Here is a 17,523-nt window from a genome sequence, read left to right on the forward strand (position 1 = left end):
GAACCGGGCGAAGTCAAAGACGACTTAGTGCAGGACATGATTGAGGTATTAACTTCGTTCTGTGCTCGTCTGTAAAAAAACCACCATCAGAACCAATTTGTACAAAAGATTGTCCGTTCGAAAATTTTAAATTATAGAAACGGGCGTTCGAGCCATTCAAGATTCTGAAACGATATTGTCGACGTTCTACGTTTAGATTTGGCCATACCTTGTCATTTACCATAATGGTATTACCAAAAAATTCCGGTGTCCAGTAGGGATGGAAGTGGGGTTAGTACCAACTTTATCAAAGAATAAGGAACCATTTAACCTAAAAGTCCTATCCTGGATTACCAAGGGAATTTCATATTTCCCGGTGGGAAGAATAGCTAACTCTGGATTTTCAAGGTGGTTATTTGGATCTCGTAGTAGGTAGAAGCCAGCAAGTCCTGCATATACATTGAGTCGGGTAATACCTAGGGCATGGTCGTGATACCAGAGAGTAGTAGGTTGCTGCTCGTTTGGATAATTATAGAGGGATGTTGTAAAGGACTTACCTCTAATTGTACCAGCGGTAAACCACGCGTTAGGATAACCATCGAAAGCCGACGGAACTTCACCACCGTGCAAATGCGGGACTATCGGGACTGGTCTTTGTGCGTTTGGGAATCCTGGCGGAAAGGGTGGCCAGGGAAGGGGCGGATTCATTTCCCAAGAAAAGGACATTGGCAGACAAGGTTTCTAGGGATGCTATTTCTAACTTGCGGAAAGCTTCACACCAAATTTCGACACTGTGGTAATGGGACCTGTTGTTGGAACTGAGAACAACTGGGCAAAACGCAAAGCAATATTAATTCCGACTGCCAAACCTTCCCTCGAAAGTATAGGCCAACAACAACTTTCGCTTTTTTCTGGAAGGAGGCCTTTACCCCTCGAGTTGCTAGAGCATCGGTTTTTATATTTGAACGTAATCATCCAAGCTGTCTGGGACATAAACTGTCAATCATTGATTGGGAAGCGGGACAACTCTATCGACGTTTGCGGCGCGGATATGAAACAAAAGAAGTTATCGAAAGATTTAGACAGAAGTGATTAGTTGAAATGTTTTCACCTTCTAGGGACTCATTCCTAATTGTAGGTAATCGGTTTATGACGCCCTCGTTTATGGTATTAGGAGTATTTTGGCCGCCTGCAAGTACACAATTGGAATTATTTGCTGACTATTGATCATAGCCTGTTATTTTTGTAGACATTAAAGACATCCCGGGGCCAAGACCCGCGGGGTTTTTGGTAGGAAATATGAAGCTTTTTCCTCCTAACCAAATATTCTTATCACCTCCCAACTGTAGCCAAATAGTAGCGTCTTCCGCATAAAAATTAAGGCAAAGTTATACTACCGCACAACTTTGCCTCTGTCCATCGATAAACAGCAACTTAAGGAGAAGCTAAAAGGCAAATTACCGGAACAATTAACACAAAAAGAGAAAGATGAGTTGTTACTGCAGATTGTTAGGGATTTGGGTTACTTAGAGGAATAAGGTTTTTAGAACCTGAAAGGAATAGTAAGGTTGCTGTTGAATCAACAAAAAAATTCCTTTCTGGAGGTACATGTTGTGGATGACAAAAGTATTTGTTAAAAACGGTCCGTGAAGATTTAGAATTTTTAAGGAATGAATGGTCTCAAGACAAGGCCAAAATATCAAACTGATATAAAAAATATGACAAGGGCCGAAACCCTTGTCATTCCTGTGTTCTCTGAAAAAAGATTGGCAGGGGAGACAGGACTCGAACCTGCAGCCAACGGATTTGGAGTCCGCTACTCTGCCAATTGAGCTACTCCCCTGTACACCATAATTATAAAGAAAAACCACGAGGGTGTCAAATATTTTTAGCAACTCAGCCAGCATATATACTAACAGAGTTGGGATTAATTAGACCAGTGAGAATTTAGTAATGAAAATCATGGGCAAAAAACACCTTGAAATTCTTGCGGATATTTATATAGACAACAAAATTCCTTGGCCGCGCCCCCATTGGTGCTGCAGATAGCACAGAAAAGTATTTCAGTTTTGATCTTACGGGAAGGGATTTCGGAAGGTAGCAGGGAATATAATGTAGCAACTAGATTTCATAGCTGAATATGTGGCAAACGTAAATAATATGTCTCATCAAGGGGGATTTCGATTGAAGGTAGTGGCTGTATTGTTAGGAGGCCTTTCAGCAGAGAGAGAAGTATCCTTAAAGACAGGGGAAGCGGTATATGAGGCCCTGAAAAGCAAAGGGTATAATGCGGTTAAAGTTGACGTGGACAGACAAGTGGTAGAGAAGCTGAAAAAAATTAATCCGGATGTTGCTTTTATTGCTCTCCACGGTAAATTCGGGGAAGACGGCACAGTGCAGGGAGTGCTGGAAATGCTGGGAATCCCTTATACCGGCAGTGGAGTACTGGCCAGTGCAGTGGCTATGAATAAAATCGCCACCAAGAAGATCCTCTGCTTTGAGAAAATTCCTACGCCGCCTTTCATGGTAGTAGATAGTATTATGCGGGAGAAATTAGACGAAAAAACACTGCAGAAACAGATTATCTCCAAGATAAACTTGCCTCTGGTGATCAAGGCTCCCTCGCAGGGGTCTACTATCGGTGTGTATTTTGTCAAAAAGGAGGAAGAACTTTTACCTTCTTTAAAGGAAGCATTCCGTTTTGATGAAGAGATTTTAATAGAAAGGTTTATAGAGGGAACAGAGGTTACGGCTTCGGTGTTGGGAAATAAAGACCTTATAGCGCTTCCCTTGATTGAAATCGTTTCCCATACCGGCGTCTATGACTACGAAGCCAAATATACCCCTGGCCTTAGTGAGCACATTATACCTGCCCGGATTCCGCCTGAAACTGACCTGGCGGTCAAAAATTTGGCTTTGAAAACTTATCGCACCATTGGATGCCGGGGGTTGGCTCGAGTAGATTTTATTATTGACCGACAGGGGAAGCCTTATGTATTAGAAGTCAACACTATCCCCGGAATGACTGCTACCAGCTTATTTCCGGATGCTGCGCGAGCCGCTGGCATAGAGTTTCCAGATTTAATTCATAAATTAGTAGAATTAGCCTTGGAAGAAAAAAATTAAAAAAATTTTTTCTTCCAGAGAAGGAATTTTTTGAAGGATAGAGAATAAGATATAATGAAGCAAATTTAATGTAGCGGAGTTGTGAAAATAATCACAAGGTCAAACTTGGCTCCTCCTTGAAGCGTGGGCTTCGAGGGAAAAATTAATAATGGAAAGTCCGGAGACTTTAAGTCCAGAGGCCAGCACTTGAAGATGCTGGCTTTTTGTTTTAGTAGCTAGCATTTTTGTTTTTTATTCCCGGGTAAGCCCGATGAAGAAGGGGGGAGAACTAGTGAAGAACCTAAGATGTCTCTGCTCCAAAATTTTATGTCAGGTCAACGAAGATAAGGTTATCATCAAATGTCGCCACTGCAAGAGGTTTATTATCATTCAAACCAGCGGGTTGGAAGGCATTATGCACCGGTCCGCAGAAATAGCTTATGCCAAACCAACATACAGACGTATGCTCTCCCATATGCAATAAAAAGAAAAACAAATAGCGTAACGGAAAGTCCAGAGACTTTAAGTCCAGAGGCCAGCGGAATATGCTGGCCTTTTGTTGTTTAAGGGGTTGGGAGATGGGTGTAATAACGCCAGTATATTTTCATGGAAGGGGGGATTTCCCATGACTATCCTTTTTGTTATCGGGCTGCTCCTGATTTTCACTTTTAGCTTCAGCCTTGCCTGGTACTTAAGTTATTACCGCATTCCGGTCCAAAGCAGAGTATTCCGGACAATTGGACTTTTGGTCCTGGGAACATTTATTTTCTTGACTACGACGCTGCTAACGTTAATAGTAATATGGCCACCCATAGCTTGAAAGATTAAGAAAATTTTAGAAAGGGGGACGAGATATGGAGGATCTGCGTTGTTTATGCGGCAAGATAGTTAGCCAATTTGAGGGAAATTGCATCGTTATAAAGTGTCGTCACTGCAAACGCTATCTGGTAATTAAAACCAAAGGGATACATCGGGAAGAAAAAGGAAGGTTTAACCCGACTGCAGGGTAGTCCGGAGACTTTAAGTCCAGAGGCCGGCGGCATACGCTGGCCTTTTTTCTTATCGATCGAAAGGAGGATTTTAAAGATGAAGTTTCTTGTTGCCTGGTCGTTGGCATTGATACTTCTGTTCACTGTGAGTTTAGATTGGTATCTGGTTAACTACAAGCTGGCGATAAAAAATCGACTGTTGAAAGGTTTTTCACTATTGTTTCTGGGAGCAGGTATCTTCCTTTTGACCAGTATAGTCACTATCATTGTAGTTTGGCCTCCTTTTTGGCCTATATAGCAAACCTGTAGAAAAAGGTGGGGTAATATGGGAAAACTGGAAAACCTGCGGTGTAAATGTGGAAAAATTGTATGTCAGTTTGAAGGAAATACCGTGGTTATAAAATGTCGACATTGCAAGCGGTTTATCATTATCAGCACGAAAGGGTTTGTTTCCGACCATAAAGGATTGCGGAAAATTGAGTACAAATGAGCAGGTCTCACGTGATGGCCATAACGCCTCGGATAGTACTGTGTGAAAGGGGTGAAGACCTTGAGGTTGGGTAAGACTGTATGGGTCGCAGTATTAGTTATAAATGTCGTTTTCTTTGCCTTATTGTTTCTACCAAGAGCTGCTGCAGCAACACAAGCAGATTCCGCGAAACTTATTAACGAAAAATGCCTGCAGTGTCACGGAAATAGGGACTTTCAAATCACCAGAAACGGTGAAAAAATTAACTTGTATATAGACCCGGAAGAGTACCAAAATTCAATGCACGGAACTAATGCTTGTACCACCTGTCACTCTGACAATCAGGAAATTCCTCATACTCAAGTAGCGTACGGCAGAAAGTTGGCTTTGAAAGTGGTGCAAAATTGTGAAAAGTGTCATGTCAACGTTAATTCCGTTTACCGGACCAGTGCCCACGGCAAACTGGAAGAAGAAAACGCGGGCGCAGCCCTATGCAGTGATTGTCACGGAAGTCATAACATCTATAAAAAGGAGGACCCTCGTTCCTCAGTACACCGGCAGAACGTTGCTCACACTTGCCAGCAATGTCATCAGGGAGAAGTAATGGAAAGCTACGAGGAAAGTTTCCATGGCAAGGCCGTTTCCCTCGGGAGTAAGAAGGCGGCTACGTGTGTCGATTGCCATGGTTCTCACAATATTTTGGGTCAAGAAAATCCGGAGTCGACTGTGCATAAGAATAACGTGCCCGAGACTTGTGCCCAATGTCACATCAAGCCTAGACCCAACTTCGCCAAAGGGGTGGAACACTGGGTTTTTAAGCCGGAAGGACCAGGGAAGCCAATGTACTACACTTTGAAGTTTTTTACTTGGCTGACGATTATAACTATTACTTTGCTAATAATTCACATCGAGTTAGAACTCTTCCGTAAACTAAAAGATTTAAAACAAGGGCACCAGGGCTCCCATTGAATTGAAAAAGGGTGAGGTGATGAAATGTTGAGAGGGAAGCAAACACCCACAGTGTTCGAGCGTTTCAACATCCACCAGCGCCTGCAGCATATTATGATGTTTACTAGCTTCATCATCTGTACGGTTACCGGCCTTCCTATCAAATACAATTATTCCTCCTGGGCACCGAAGGTGACGGCTCTTTTTGGTGGGTTTGATAACATGCTGACAGTGCACTTAATAGGAGCTACCATCATGCTGGCCAGTTCTGTTTATCATTTGATTTACTTAGTAATTTACCCCGCTGTTACCAGAAAGATTTCTACCGCTATGCTGCCTAACCTAAAGGATGTCCGGGACCTGGTTCAAAACATGAAATATTTGCTGGGGCTGACGGATGAGAGACCGCGTTTTGACCGGTACTCATACAAAGAAAAATTTGATTACTGGGCTGTTTTTTGGGGGATGTTCATCATGGGCGGCTCCGGGCTAATGATGTGGTTTCCGGAATGGTCGGCTACGTTATTCCCCCGGTGGGTCATAGACAGCGCTCGCGTGGCGCACAGCGATGAGGCTATGCTGGCTATCCTGGCTATATTTATCTGGCATTTTTATAACGTTCATTTCAGTCCCGACTTTTTCCCTATGAATTTTGTATGGTACCACGGCAAGATGGATCACGAACTAATGGAGCATGAACATCCTCTGGAATTAGAACGCTTGTTGCAAGAAGAGGACGCCTCCCGACCAGCACCGTCTACCGTATCTAAAGCACCAGAGGAAAAGATAAAAATGTAATTGGTGTGAGAAAGGAGGTTACAGGGTGGCTAATTCCCGTTTTTCCCAAAGTAAAGGTCTGATTGTGCTGGAAATTATCATCTACGGAGTGATTTTGATATGGTTTCTCAGAGCGTTTCTTCCTATTGGTTTGATGTGATTTGATGGGGAAAGGAGGTTGCTCATGAAAGCTGTGTCCCACGTACCTCCTCAGGTGCCCAAACGTCGAAGAAGAATTACCTTGGTGTTAGTTTATCTATGCATTGCCGTTCTGGGATACGGGCTGGGGTCATACTTGAAGTACGATCGCAATCCCGAAACCTGTGCTAGCTGCCATATAATGAAACCCCAAGTTATGGCCTGGCAACTGACAGCTCATAGTACGGTACCCTGTAGGCAATGCCACCAAGACATAAGCTTACTGACCTATAAATTTCGCCATCGGACCGGACGATACCGCCTGCCGGTTCAGGTTGACGGATTCATGAGCGATGAAATTTGCCTGCAATGTCATAATCCGAAACGAATAGTTACGCCACCGGGTGACTTATTGATACCGCATACTTTACACATGACTAAAGGAATAGATTGCATAGACTGTCACCGGAATGTAGTACACGCTAATGTTAACCAATTGATAATGAAACAAAAACTAAATCCGGGTGATATCAACCTGGAACAAGTTAAGCAATTGACTTCTTATGGAAATCGCATCCCTATGGACAAATGTATGGAGTGCCATAACGGTGCCAAAGCCCCCCGGGAATGCAATGTATGCCATTCCGATAAGCAGATTCCCGACAACCACAGGCTCGCCCAGTGGTCGACCCAGCACGGAAAAGAAGCATTCAAAAATATTGGTGAGTGCAATGATTGTCACGAGTATGATGTAAGCAGGAAGGCGAATTTCAAGCCGACAGGAGATCCCCTGACTGATGTAAGAATTGTCGCTCGGGGAAATGCATTCTGCGCCAACTGTCACCTGCAGCGGCCCGAGACTCATCGTAAACCTTATTCAGTATACCACCCACAAAGGGCTCGCCAGTTTGCCCAGGGATGCCTGGCCTGTCATAATCGGGAAAAAGGGGAAGAGGTGGCGGTAAAGCCTACCACCGATATATATTGTAGCCAATGCCATTTTCAAGTACATGAGGAAAACTGGGTGTTGCAACACCGAGTTAAAGTAAAGGAAGAGGGAGATCAAAAATGTTATCAGTGTCATGACGCCTCCAGTTGTGGAAGTTGTCACCGGCAGGCCAGAAAACTGTAGATGCATCTATCCAGGCCTACCCCACAGAGGGTAGGCCTTACCTCGTTAGGTAAGATTTTGATAGAAATTTTTGGTTTGGTTAGAGGAATTTTTACAGAAACATAGAATATGATGTATAAAAAAATTACGTGTGGCTATTGTGAATGCGGTAACGTTCACAAAATGAAAATAGCGGGGTGGGAGGGTCGAATTTATGCAAAATGTAAGGTGCAGTTGCAAAAAAATAGTCTGCCAGCTAGAAGAAAATACGATAATCATTAAGTGCCGTCACTGCAAAAGATACATTTTGATTGAGACACAAGGGCCTGTACATATCGAGTATAAAACGCATTACGTTGACAAAAGTAGTACTTTCCAGAAACAACGCCATGCTTTAACAGCACTATAGTTACCGGGGAAAAGTTTCAAGGACCAGCGTAAGCTGGCTTTTTTGTTTTTGGCCTGACGGAAGGAGCGGAAGAAGGATAATTCGGTTTCAGTCGAGAAACATTAACGGTGAGGAGGTAGTGATAGATGCGTTCACAGGATGATTTGGCCAGGAAGCTGCGACAAATTGACGGAAAAGGGTATAAAGCCTATAAGGAGCTGGCGGGCGCCTACCAGTTTGGAGCATTTGTCCTTTATTGTGATTACATCCAGGGAGATCCTTTTGCCTCGCCGTCACGTGTCAGAGTGAGAGTTCAGCAGGAAATTGCTTCCTTCCCTAAAGAGCTTTATCGGAACAAAGTTCGGAGAGTGGCTCTGGAGGACTTTTTGACCAGGGTTATGGACCAGAATATTCAAAAATTTGTCCGTGGTAACCGGGGGACAGGGAAAAGTGGAATGATAGCAGTAGATCGACCGGGACAGGAAATTATAGAACGTACATCTATGGTGGTATCAGACCTATATGTGGAGGCCCGTTTGGTCATGGGCCTACCGGCGGCAGGAAGAAGAGTTCTCGGTCAGGAAGCCCGCGCTATGTTTTTTGAAGAACTCCCCAAGATAGTGGAAAAATCTCTGTTTTATAAAAATATAGATGGTGAGGGAGCTCGCCGGCATGTAGAGCTGGCGGAAGACCAGGAGTTTATCCGTTCCCGGTTGAAGGAAAAGAATCTGGTCGCTTTTGTCGGCAACGGTGCGATATTGCCCCGGGAAAGCGGTATCAGTGATAAACCGATGCGGGGGGATAGAGTGGTAAAGTTTAAAAGTCCACCGAGTCTAGAGGTGATTTTTGAGACACCTAACAGCGGTGCTGTAAAGGGGATGGGAATTCCAGCCGGCATTACTTTGATTGTAGGCGGGGGTTATCACGGTAAATCCACCTTACTGCGGGCTATCGAAAGAGGAGTCTACAATCATATACCGGGGGACGGGAGAGAATTCGTTGTCACCAACAGCAGTGCCGTAAAGATCAGGGCAGAGGACGGGCGGCGGATAGAAAAAGTTGACATTAGCCCTTTTATTAGCAACCTTCCCTACGGACAAGACACTCATAATTTCTCTACCGAAGACGCCAGTGGAAGTACCTCTCAGGCGGCCAATATTATGGAAGCCCTGGAAATGGGAACGGAATTGCTGCTGTTGGACGAGGATACCAGTGCTACTAATTTCATGATAAGAGATATACGTATGCAGCAGTTAATTGCTAAAGAAAAAGAGCCTATAACTCCATTTATTGATAAGGTGCGCCAGTTGAGTCAGGAAAAAGGTGTTTCGACGATTATGGTTATTGGAGGTTCAGGAGACTATTTCGATGTAGCCGATACAGTTATCGCCATGGACCACTACATACCCAAAGATGTTACGGCGGAAGCGAAAACTATTGCGGAACGCATTCGTACCGGCCGAAAAGCGGAAGGCGGTCTTGAGTTCGGACCGGTCAGGAATCGTATCCCGGTAGGAGGATTTGATGCCACCCGGGGGAAAAAGGTCAAAATTGATGCCAGGGGAGTGGATGCTATTCGATTTGGCCGCCAAGAGATCAACCTGCAATATGTAGAACAGTTAGTTGATCCTAGCCAGACTAGGGCCGTTGGAGATATTATATACTATGGAATAAGAAAATATGTTGACGGTAAACGAAGTTTACGAGAAATCATAGAGTTGGTTTTTCAAGAGATCGAGGAAAAAGGGCTGGACTGCATTTCGCCGTTTTACGGGCAGCACCCGGGGGATTACGCCCTGCCCCGGAAGTTTGAAGTGGCAGCGGCAGTCAATCGCCTGCGCACGCTGCGGGTACATTAGAGGAGAGGAAGAGATTATTTTGAAACGCCCCTTCTTTGTTCACCAAATAGAAACTCGTATGCGCCGCAGGCCTCCCCGATTAAACCGGCGCATCCGGGCGACTAATCCGCTGCCCGATGGGTCCAAGGTGCTTGTTATAGGAGGAGGCATTGCCGGCAGTGCATTTACCCGCCAGTTGTTCCTCCTGGCGGAAAAGGAGTCGCGGGATATCTCGGTTACTTTGATAAACAGTACTAACTGTAATTACTGCGGCGGTTTGGTTACCAACCTGGCCCTGAATACTCTGAGAGAGTTATACCAGTTGGATATTCCTGACGAGTTGGTGCTGAAAAACATTGAGGAATGTGTCTTTATCAACCGCTGTGGAAGTACTGAAGTGCTGGTGCCTGACAGTCTGACCGCTACGTTGCGCACCAGCCGTTTCGGTTTGCCGGGATTCGATGATTCTATCAAGCAACGCATTATGGACGGCATTCCTGCTCAAAAAACTAAACTGGAAACAATTGAACCTACGATAGTGCGACAAATCCTTCCGCCGGAGAAGCCCGGGGAAAAATGGAGACTGGTTTTGAGCCGGCGCAACCCTGACAAAACCTTTCAGGAAGTGGCCGGGGATGTGGTAGTAGTTGCTTGCGGGTTCCGGGCTTTAAACCGTCCGGTACTGCAACATTTCCAGGAGGTGACCGGTTATGTTCCTCCCGCTACTATGCCGGCCAGCGTTACTGAAGTAGATACTAGCAAGGCAAAACGCAATTTAATAGCCAATAAAATGTTTATTTTAGACGGGATAGTACCGGAAGCTGTTTGTGCCTTTATTCCTAAAGGCAAGAATTGGTTAACCTTAACTTCATTAAATAAAAGACTTTCCGAAGAAGACCTGCTGGTGCTCTTTAATCATCCGGAAGTAAAAAAGTACTTAGATCTTCCCGATCCGGTGAAAGCTCTCCGCTGCCACTTGATTTGCGGGGCGAGTGTTTACACCGGCCCGGCCCAGAATTTCTATGGAGATGGATGGGTAGTAATCGGAGACTTGAGTGGATATGGTAGGGTGTTGAAAGACGGCTATTTTGCCGCCTTTTACGGCGCCCGACTGGCCGCGGAAACCTTAATCTATCATGGGGCCTCTCGTAAGGCTTTTGCCCGTTATTATCACCGGCCATTGAAGGAATTTGTTATGGATAATCGAGTGGGAATGAAGCTTTTTTACCTGAACAACTTTATTGGTCGTCAAGAGTGGTTCGGCCGCTTATTTATCGCTGCCTCGGAATGGGAAAGAGAAAAAACGGATTACGGTAGCTATCTCCATGCAGCCATCCGTGCTCTCTGCACCGGAGAATTGTCCTACCGCCTAATTGGCCTGTTGCTGATAGCGGGGCTCATGAAGTTTATTGTATGCAGGCCGGGAACAACTCTCAAGTGTTTACTGCGAAGCAATTCAGAGTTTTCATCCAGGAAAGGGGAGAAACATGGACAGTCCCATTAAAAAGGTAGTTTGTCTGGGGGACAGCATAACCTACGGATATCCTTTCGGACCTTCCTGGTCGTGGGTGTACCTGACGGAAAAAAAGACAGGTATACCGATGGAAAACCGTGGTATAAACGGTGATACTACTGAAGACATGTTAAGGCGATTTGACAAACATGTAACAGAAGCCAACCCGTCTCATGTAATCTTACTCGGGGGAACCAATGATGCTGCTGTCGGCAGAAATCTTAATTACATTCTAGGAAACTTTTGTCGATTGGTATCCAAGGCCAGGGAAAACAATATTCAACCGATTTTGGGCTTGCTAGTTCCCAGCCTGGACTTGTTTCTGGAAGCCCAGCTACAGAAAATTCGCCATCGGCTTCGGGATTACGCCCGCCAAGAAGGGCTTGTTATTATTGATTTTTTCTCCGCCTTATTGAATGAAGGAACGGGTAAGGCTGAGGAACGCTATTTTATCGACGATGTTCATCCTTCCCGGGAAGGGTACCAGGCCATGGCCCAAGTGGCAGCGGATACACTCAGGGAGATAGGCCAAACTGCTCGTCATCAATTACTTTAACTCCATGCTTTCGCAGAAGGGCGGCTGTTACGCCGGAGCCGGGTCGAAGTCTACCCCGGAAGGTACCGTCATATATCCTGCGGGTGCCGCAGGATGGGCTTCGTGCCTTAAGGACCGCCTGTTTACTTCCGGTCAGGCGGGCAATACGCAATACCTCTTCGGCGCCTTTTAAAAAGGCCTCGGTAACGTCTTCGCCTCTTGAGTTGATTACCCGTGCTCTACCGCTGAGCACCTGAACTCCGTCGCCATCGACTATTTCAGCAGGGAGGCGGGGAGTGGGAAGGCCTCCCAACTGTTCCGGACATACCAGGACGAGCTTATCCCGGGGAATTAGCTGGGTTAAATTGCGGCGAAAATTGGAGCCGCCGTCATAGCGGCAGCATATTCCGGCTAGGCAGGCACTGACAATAATCAATTGGCTAAAACACCTCTCTTCCCGGACTTTTAACTCTATTATTCCAGAAGAAAGACGATTTGTTAATATTAAAAGGAGCAAGGAGAGGGAAATAATGAAAATTAAATGGTTGGTAACGGCGGTAATTTCAGCTGCATTGGTCTTAATTCTAATGATAACAAGCGGTGTTGACCTATATACCGACTGGCTCTGGTTTAAAACCCTTGGTAAAGATCAAGTTTTTCTTATTTCTCTAACTTCCGATTGGGGATTAAGGGCGGTCCTGTTTATAATACTATTTGTGGTATTTTTTACCAATTTACTTTTAACACGAAAATCGGTGCTCCGGCCTGACATGACCTTAGTGGGCGACAATGTCATTTCTTTTAAAACATATCTTATACAACGATTTTTGACCCCTAGACGTTTATTATGGCTTTACGCGATAATCGCGTTTATATTGGCCGCATTCTTCAGCTCTTTAGCTTCAGGGCAGTGGTTGATGGTTCAGTCTTATCTTCATAAAAGTTCTTTCGGTATTTCGGATCCAATTTTGGGGAAAGACGTAGGCTTTTACGTTTTTGAATTGCCGTTTTACCGTTACGTCTATTCCCTGGCCGTACTGGCGCTGGTAGTTTCGGGACTTTTGGTCACGATGGTTTATTTTGTCGCCAACCCCGGCGATTTTTACTACTTCCAATTGGGAAAACCGGCTCCCTTCAAGTTGCATCTATCCGTTTTAGTTGCTCTGCTGCTGGGCCTTAAGGCATGGGGATATCGGCTGGCCATTTATGATTTACTTCGGTCTCCTCGCGGCGTGACTTTTGGTGCCAGTTATACGGACGTATATGCCCATCTACCTTCCTTAAAAATTCTCAGCCTGCTGGCTCTCGTGGCCGCTATAGTAATAATAATTAATGTCTTCACTCGGAACATTCGATTGGTAGTAGGCAGTATTATTTTGCTGCTGGCCGGATCCGTACTCCTGGGGAACGTTTACCCGGCTCTAGTCCAAAAATTTAAAGTGGAACCGGACGAGTTTGCGGTAGAAGAACCGTTCCTAAAACACAATATTCGCTTTACTCGCTCTGCATATAACCTCGACCAAATGGAGGAAAAAACCTTCCCGGTAATGAACGACCTCTCCTGGGAAGACATCCAGAAGAACCGGGAAACCCTTGACAATATCCGCCTGTGGGATTGGAGACCTTTGCAGGAGACATACAAGCAACTTCAGGAACTTCGGCTTTATTACGATTTTGAAAACGTGGATGTGGACAGATACACTGTAAACGGAAAATATCGTCAGGTGATGCTGGCCGCCAGGGAAATGAATCAAGAACAACTGCCCGGTAGGGCGAAGACCTGGGTTAACCGGCGCCTTCGGTATACCCACGGCTACGGACTGGTAATGAGTCCGGTAAATGAGGTTAGCCCCGAAGGACTGCCAAACTTTTTCATTAAAGATATTCCTCCGCGGGCAACCTCAGACGACCTTAACGTAGTACGACCGGAGATCTATTACGGAGAACTGACTAATGAATATGTCGTCGTGGGGACCAAAACGGAAGAATTTGATTATCCTTGGGGAGATAGCAATGTTGATACCCGTTATGAAGGTGAAGGGGGCGTGCCTCTCAGCTCTCTTTGGAGACGTTTAGTCTACGCCTGGAAACTTGGGGATTACAAATTGTTGCTTAGCGGTTCCCTGACTTCTGAAAGCCGCATCATGTATGTAAGGAATATTCATGACCGGGTCAGAAAAGTTTTTCCCTATCTACTCTATGACCCTGACCCCTACCTGGTAGTGAGCAACGGCAGGCTTTACTGGATACAAGATGCTTATACAGTAACCGATATGTATCCTTATTCGGAACCAGTCCCAAATTTAGGTAATTATATTCGGAATTCCGTCAAAGTGGTTATTGATGCATATAACGGGCAGGTAGAATACTATATTGTAGATTCATCTGATCCAATAGCAAAAACGTACAGCTCGATTTTCCCCGGTTTATTCCGGACACTTGAGGAAATGCCTGCTGATTTAAGAAACCATATGCGTTACCCGGAACTGCTTTTCCGAATACAAGCTGAAGTTCTGACTTCCTACCATATGACAAATCCTCGAGTGTTCTACAATAAAGAAGATGTCTGGAATATCCCACAGGAAATTTTTGCCGGAAAGAGCCAGGAAATGGAGCCTTATTATACGATCATGAAGCTTCCCGGTTCGGAAAGACCCGAATTTGTGCTAATGCTGCCCTTTACTCCTTCAAAAAAGAATAACATGGTAGCTTGGTTGGCTGCCCGTAGCGACCAACCAAATTACGGAAAGCTTATTCTGTTTAAGTTTCCGAAAGATAAAAGAGTGTTTGGTCCCCTGCAGATTGAAGCTAGGATTGACCAGGATTCCGAGATTTCCCAACAGCTGACCCTATGGAATCAGAGGGGTTCACAGACGATCAGGGGGAATTTACTGGTACTGCCGATAGAAAATTCGATTCTCTACGTGGAACCTCTGTTCCTACAGGCAGAAGAAAGTAAACTGCCTGAATTCAAAAGAGTAATTGTTGTTTTTGAAGAAAAAGTGGTGATGGCGGAGACTCTGGAAGAGGCTTTACGCCGACTTTTTGGTCAAGAACAAGTAGTACCTCCAGAAAGACCTGAGCTGTCGAAAAAACCTGAGGAGGAACCGGTAGCACTGCCACTGCAGGAAATGGTTCAGAAAGCCCTTCAGCTTTTCAACCAAGCCCAGGACAGGTTACGCGCTGGAGACTGGGCAGGTTATGGAGAATTTCTAAAAGAACTGGAGGATACACTCCAACAGATGGCTCGACAAGTCGAATAGGTGCCTAACTTTTTTCCTAAAAATAACCATGCTGTGGAAAAGTGGAAAAAGTTGTGGATAATAAGTAATGATTATTATTATTAGACAATTTCCAACAAATTCCTTCAGATTATGTCAATGGTTGAAGTGGCCTGAAAAGGGTTGGTAGATTTATGAGACTTTCGGAGACGGCAAAGATTATATTGGAACGGCGGTATTTGCGAAAGAAGGCGGACGGGTCCAGAGAGACTATCGAGGAGTTGTTCTACCGGGTAAGTAATGCTGTGGCTGCTGCAGAAAAAATGATAAATCCCCAGCTATCTTCAACGCAAGTAAATAAGATCAGAGATACGTTTCTTCAAATGTTAACGAGTCTCGATTTTTTGCCCAACAGCCCTACCTTGATGAATGCCGGAACGAAGTTGGGTCAGCTGGCGGCCTGCTTTGTCTTACCAGTGGAGGACAGTATCGAGGGGATTTTCAATGCGGTTAAGGAGGCAGCTCTTATTCAGAAAAGCGGGGGTGGAACCGGGTTTTCCTTCTCGCGAATTCGTCCCAAAGGTGCCCCCGTGACCAGTACGGGCGGAATTGCTTCCGGGCCACTACCGTTTATTAAAGTTTTTGACAGTGCAGCGGAGGCCATTCGGCAGGGAAGTGCGCGCAGCGGAGCCAACATCGCTGTTTTACGGGTAGATCACCCGGACATAAAAGAATTTATATCTCTCAAGAGCAAACCGGGAACGCTGCGAAACTTCAATATCTCTGTTGGCTTGACCAAAGAATTTATGGAGGCCCTAGAAAATGACGGTTTCTACAACCTTCACTTCAACGGTAAGGTCTATAACCGTTTTAAGGCCTGGGATGTTTTCTCGCTGATCGTGGAACATGCCTGGAGCAACGGCGAACCTGGAATCATCTTTTTGGACCGCCTGAACGAGGGTAACCCAACCCCCGCGCTGGGTGAAATCGAAGCAACCAACCCCTGCGCGGAACAGCCGCTACTGCCGTATGAAGCCTGCAACCTGGGCTCCATCAACCTTTCCAATATGGTTAGAAACGGGCAGGTGGACTGGGGACATTTAGCCGAGACGGTAGAGTGGTCTGTCAGGTTTTTGGATAACGTCATCGAGATCAATAAATTTCCACTGAAGAAGATCACCGAGATGGTCCAGAGCAACCGGAAAATAGGCCTTGGGGTGATGGGATGGGCGGATATGCTGTTTAAGCTGCGCTTGCCCTACAACAGCAACCAGGCGGTGGAACTGGCGGAGAAGGTGATGGCCTTTATCCAAGAAAAAGCCCATGCCGTCTCTAGCGCTTTGGCTGAAAAAAGGGGAGACTTCCCAAACATTGATATCAGTGTTTACCGCGGCCAGCGCCGGCGCAATGCCACCTGTACTACCATTGCCCCTACCGGTACCATCAGTATGATTGCCGGGACTTCTCCCGGCATTGAACCGGTCTTTGCTTTGGTACAAACGCGAAGAATCTTGGATGATTATGCGGTCACCCAGATGAATCCGGTTTTTGAAAAATACTTGACTGAGAATTTTGAGAGGACGACGAGAGACAGAATCCTGCAAGAAGTGAAGCGCAGGGGAAGTCTACAGCAGGTAGAAGGTGTACCGGAAGAGATGAAAAGGGTGTTTGTTACCGCCTGGGATATTTCCCCCGAGTGGCATGTCAGAATGCAGGCGGCCTTTCAGGCTCACTGTGATAACGCTGTTTCCAAAACCATCAATCTCAGGCCCACGGCAACCAAGGAAGAAGTTAGGAAGGCCTTTCTGATGGCCTATCATTTAGGGTGCAAAGGCTGCACGGTGTACAGGGCAGGAACCCGGGAGGAGGATGTGGTCGTGCCGGGAGCCTGTTGCAATTGTCGATAAGGTGCCAAGGTAAGGGGTTTGGTATTATTCTGTACCATCCTAGGGCAAGGGGACAACTTCAACCGGCTAAGCCGGCATTTTTTGTACTAACCTTTCCGCGCGCATATGGAGAAGCAATGTCTGGAGCGGTTAACTCATATGGATAACTTTGAAGCCGTGCCTTTCGAATTCAGCCGCAATCTTTCTGCCATCGGCGACGTTCAGACGCAAGACAACTTGAGATTTTCCCGGAGAGGTCTGGCGGGTAGCCACGTTAATAATATTTATGCCGGCTTCTTTAATAATTCCGGCCAATTCGTGAAGTACGCCTACCTTGTCCTCTACCTCCACAGTGATTCTTGTGCCGGGTCGACGGAAGCCGAAGAGATTGACTATCGCTTCGAATAAATCAGTCTGGGTAATTATCCCCACCAACTTATCGTTTTCTACTACCAACAAATCTCCAATTTTATGTTCTCTCATAATGGTGGCTGCTTCTTCAATGGGAGTGTCGGGAGCGACGCAGATAGGATTTCTAATCATCACTTCCCCGACCTTCATCTTAGAAATGAGATAATTGAGCTCAAAAACGCTGAGGGAGGTAGCCGGGGAAGGAGATACTTTGA

General features: G+C 45.7%; 14 protein-coding genes, 1 tRNA gene and 2 pseudogenes. 13 read left to right on the forward strand and 4 right to left on the reverse strand.

What is annotated here, in order from left to right; genetic code table 11:
• Positions 1–76 precede the first annotated feature (76 nt).
• Positions 77–681: pseudogene (locus KKC1_RS17320) on the reverse strand (multicopper oxidase family protein); the annotation flags it as partial.
• Positions 682–936: 255 nt separating this feature from the next.
• Here KKC1_RS17320 and KKC1_RS17910 point away from each other — a divergent pair.
• A pseudogene (locus KKC1_RS17910) lies at positions 937–1,206 on the forward strand (hypothetical protein).
• A gap of 540 nt (positions 1,207–1,746) precedes the next feature.
• On the opposite strand, the gene KKC1_RS02710 reads toward KKC1_RS17910, so the two are convergent.
• Positions 1,747–1,822 (reverse strand) — tRNA-Trp (locus KKC1_RS02710).
• Positions 1,823–2,163: 341 nt separating this feature from the next.
• Here KKC1_RS02710 and KKC1_RS02715 point away from each other — a divergent pair.
• The 10 genes from KKC1_RS02715 to KKC1_RS02765 all read left to right on the forward strand — a co-directional run bounded on the left by KKC1_RS02715 (position 2,164) and on the right by KKC1_RS02765 (position 11,811).
• Complete coding sequence (locus KKC1_RS02715) at positions 2,164–3,105, forward strand: D-alanine--D-alanine ligase (protein ID WP_428844923.1); 942 nt, start codon at positions 2,164–2,166, stop codon at positions 3,103–3,105.
• Positions 3,106–3,376: 271 nt separating this feature from the next.
• The gene (locus KKC1_RS02720) at positions 3,377–3,568 is read left to right on the forward strand and encodes a hypothetical protein (RefSeq protein ID WP_088552974.1); all 192 of its coding nucleotides are present in this window, start codon (positions 3,377–3,379) and stop codon (positions 3,566–3,568) included.
• A gap of 370 nt (positions 3,569–3,938) precedes the next feature.
• Positions 3,939–4,094 (forward strand): hypothetical protein, encoded by a 156-nt coding sequence (locus KKC1_RS15975; RefSeq protein ID WP_153802843.1) that lies wholly within the window; start codon positions 3,939–3,941, stop codon positions 4,092–4,094.
• 76 nt (positions 4,095–4,170) lie between these two features.
• A complete protein-coding gene (locus KKC1_RS02730) occupies positions 4,171–4,371 on the forward strand; it encodes a hypothetical protein (RefSeq protein ID WP_088552976.1) in 201 nt (66 codons plus the stop codon).
• 252 nt (positions 4,372–4,623) lie between these two features.
• Positions 4,624–5,511 (forward strand): cytochrome c3 family protein, encoded by an 888-nt coding sequence (locus KKC1_RS02735; protein ID WP_088552977.1) that lies wholly within the window; start codon positions 4,624–4,626, stop codon positions 5,509–5,511.
• A gap of 24 nt (positions 5,512–5,535) precedes the next feature.
• On the forward strand, positions 5,536–6,288 hold the full coding sequence (locus KKC1_RS02740; RefSeq protein ID WP_088552978.1) for a formate dehydrogenase subunit gamma: 753 nt from the start codon (positions 5,536–5,538) through the stop codon (positions 6,286–6,288).
• A 163-nt stretch (positions 6,289–6,451) separates the two neighbouring features.
• Positions 6,452–7,537, forward strand: a complete 1,086-nt coding sequence (locus KKC1_RS02745; protein ID WP_088552979.1) for a cytochrome c3 family protein — start codon at positions 6,452–6,454, stop codon at positions 7,535–7,537.
• 513 nt (positions 7,538–8,050) lie between these two features.
• Complete coding sequence (locus tag KKC1_RS02755; protein ID WP_088552981.1) at positions 8,051–9,763, forward strand: ABC-ATPase domain-containing protein; 1,713 nt, start codon at positions 8,051–8,053, stop codon at positions 9,761–9,763.
• Between the two features lie 19 nt (positions 9,764–9,782).
• Entirely contained in the window at positions 9,783–11,246 is a 1,464-nt protein-coding gene (locus KKC1_RS02760) for a geranylgeranyl reductase family protein (protein WP_088552982.1), read from the forward strand.
• A complete protein-coding gene (locus KKC1_RS02765; RefSeq protein WP_088552983.1) occupies positions 11,230–11,811 on the forward strand; it encodes an SGNH/GDSL hydrolase family protein in 582 nt (193 codons plus the stop codon). Before KKC1_RS02760 ends, KKC1_RS02765 begins: the two co-directional genes overlap by 17 nt.
• On the opposite strand, the gene KKC1_RS02770 is transcribed toward KKC1_RS02765, so the two are convergent.
• A complete protein-coding gene (locus KKC1_RS02770) occupies positions 11,771–12,226 on the reverse strand; it encodes a 2-thiouracil desulfurase family protein (RefSeq protein WP_088552984.1) in 456 nt (151 codons plus the stop codon). The genes KKC1_RS02765 and KKC1_RS02770 overlap by 41 nt on opposite strands.
• Before the next feature lie 94 nt (positions 12,227–12,320).
• On the opposite strand from KKC1_RS02770, the gene KKC1_RS02775 reads away from it, so the two are divergent.
• On the forward strand, positions 12,321–15,053 hold the full coding sequence (locus KKC1_RS02775; protein WP_088552985.1) for a UPF0182 family membrane protein: 2,733 nt from the start codon (positions 12,321–12,323) through the stop codon (positions 15,051–15,053).
• 152 nt (positions 15,054–15,205) lie between these two features.
• Entirely contained in the window at positions 15,206–16,918 is a 1,713-nt protein-coding gene (locus KKC1_RS02780; RefSeq protein WP_088552986.1) for an adenosylcobalamin-dependent ribonucleoside-diphosphate reductase, read from the forward strand.
• A 129-nt stretch (positions 16,919–17,047) separates the two neighbouring features.
• Here the strand turns inward: KKC1_RS02780 and KKC1_RS16670 are convergent, their stop codons facing one another.
• Complete coding sequence (locus KKC1_RS16670; protein ID WP_238134176.1) at positions 17,048–17,440, reverse strand: CBS domain-containing protein; 393 nt, start codon at positions 17,438–17,440, stop codon at positions 17,048–17,050.
• Positions 17,441–17,523: the final 83 nt, after the last annotated feature.

The sequence above is a fragment of the Calderihabitans maritimus genome (assembly GCF_002207765.1).
GTDB classification, from domain to species: domain Bacteria; phylum Bacillota; class KKC1; order Calderihabitantales; family Calderihabitantaceae; genus Calderihabitans; species Calderihabitans maritimus.

Bases quoted from the DNA above. Each gene is read 5' to 3' on its own strand.
- KKC1_RS15975 (WP_153802843.1), top strand. From the start codon at position 3,939: ATGGAGGATCTGCGTTGTTTATGCGGCAAGATAGTTAGCCAATTTGAG.
- KKC1_RS02730 (WP_088552976.1), top strand. From the start codon at position 4,171: ATGAAGTTTCTTGTTGCCTGGTCGTTGGCATTGATACTTCTGTTCACT.
- KKC1_RS02740 (WP_088552978.1), top strand. From the start codon at position 5,536: ATGTTGAGAGGGAAGCAAACACCCACAGTGTTCGAGCGTTTCAACATC.
- KKC1_RS02745 (WP_088552979.1), top strand. From the start codon at position 6,452: ATGAAAGCTGTGTCCCACGTACCTCCTCAGGTGCCCAAACGTCGAAGA.
- KKC1_RS02755 (WP_088552981.1), top strand. From the start codon at position 8,051: ATGCGTTCACAGGATGATTTGGCCAGGAAGCTGCGACAAATTGACGGA.
- KKC1_RS02765 (WP_088552983.1), top strand. From the start codon at position 11,230: ATGGACAGTCCCATTAAAAAGGTAGTTTGTCTGGGGGACAGCATAACC.
- KKC1_RS02775 (WP_088552985.1), top strand. From the start codon at position 12,321: ATGAAAATTAAATGGTTGGTAACGGCGGTAATTTCAGCTGCATTGGTC.
- KKC1_RS02780 (WP_088552986.1), top strand. From the start codon at position 15,206: ATGAGACTTTCGGAGACGGCAAAGATTATATTGGAACGGCGGTATTTG.
- KKC1_RS16670 (WP_238134176.1), bottom strand. From the start codon at position 17,440: ATGATTAGAAATCCTATCTGCGTCGCTCCCGACACTCCCATTGAAGAA.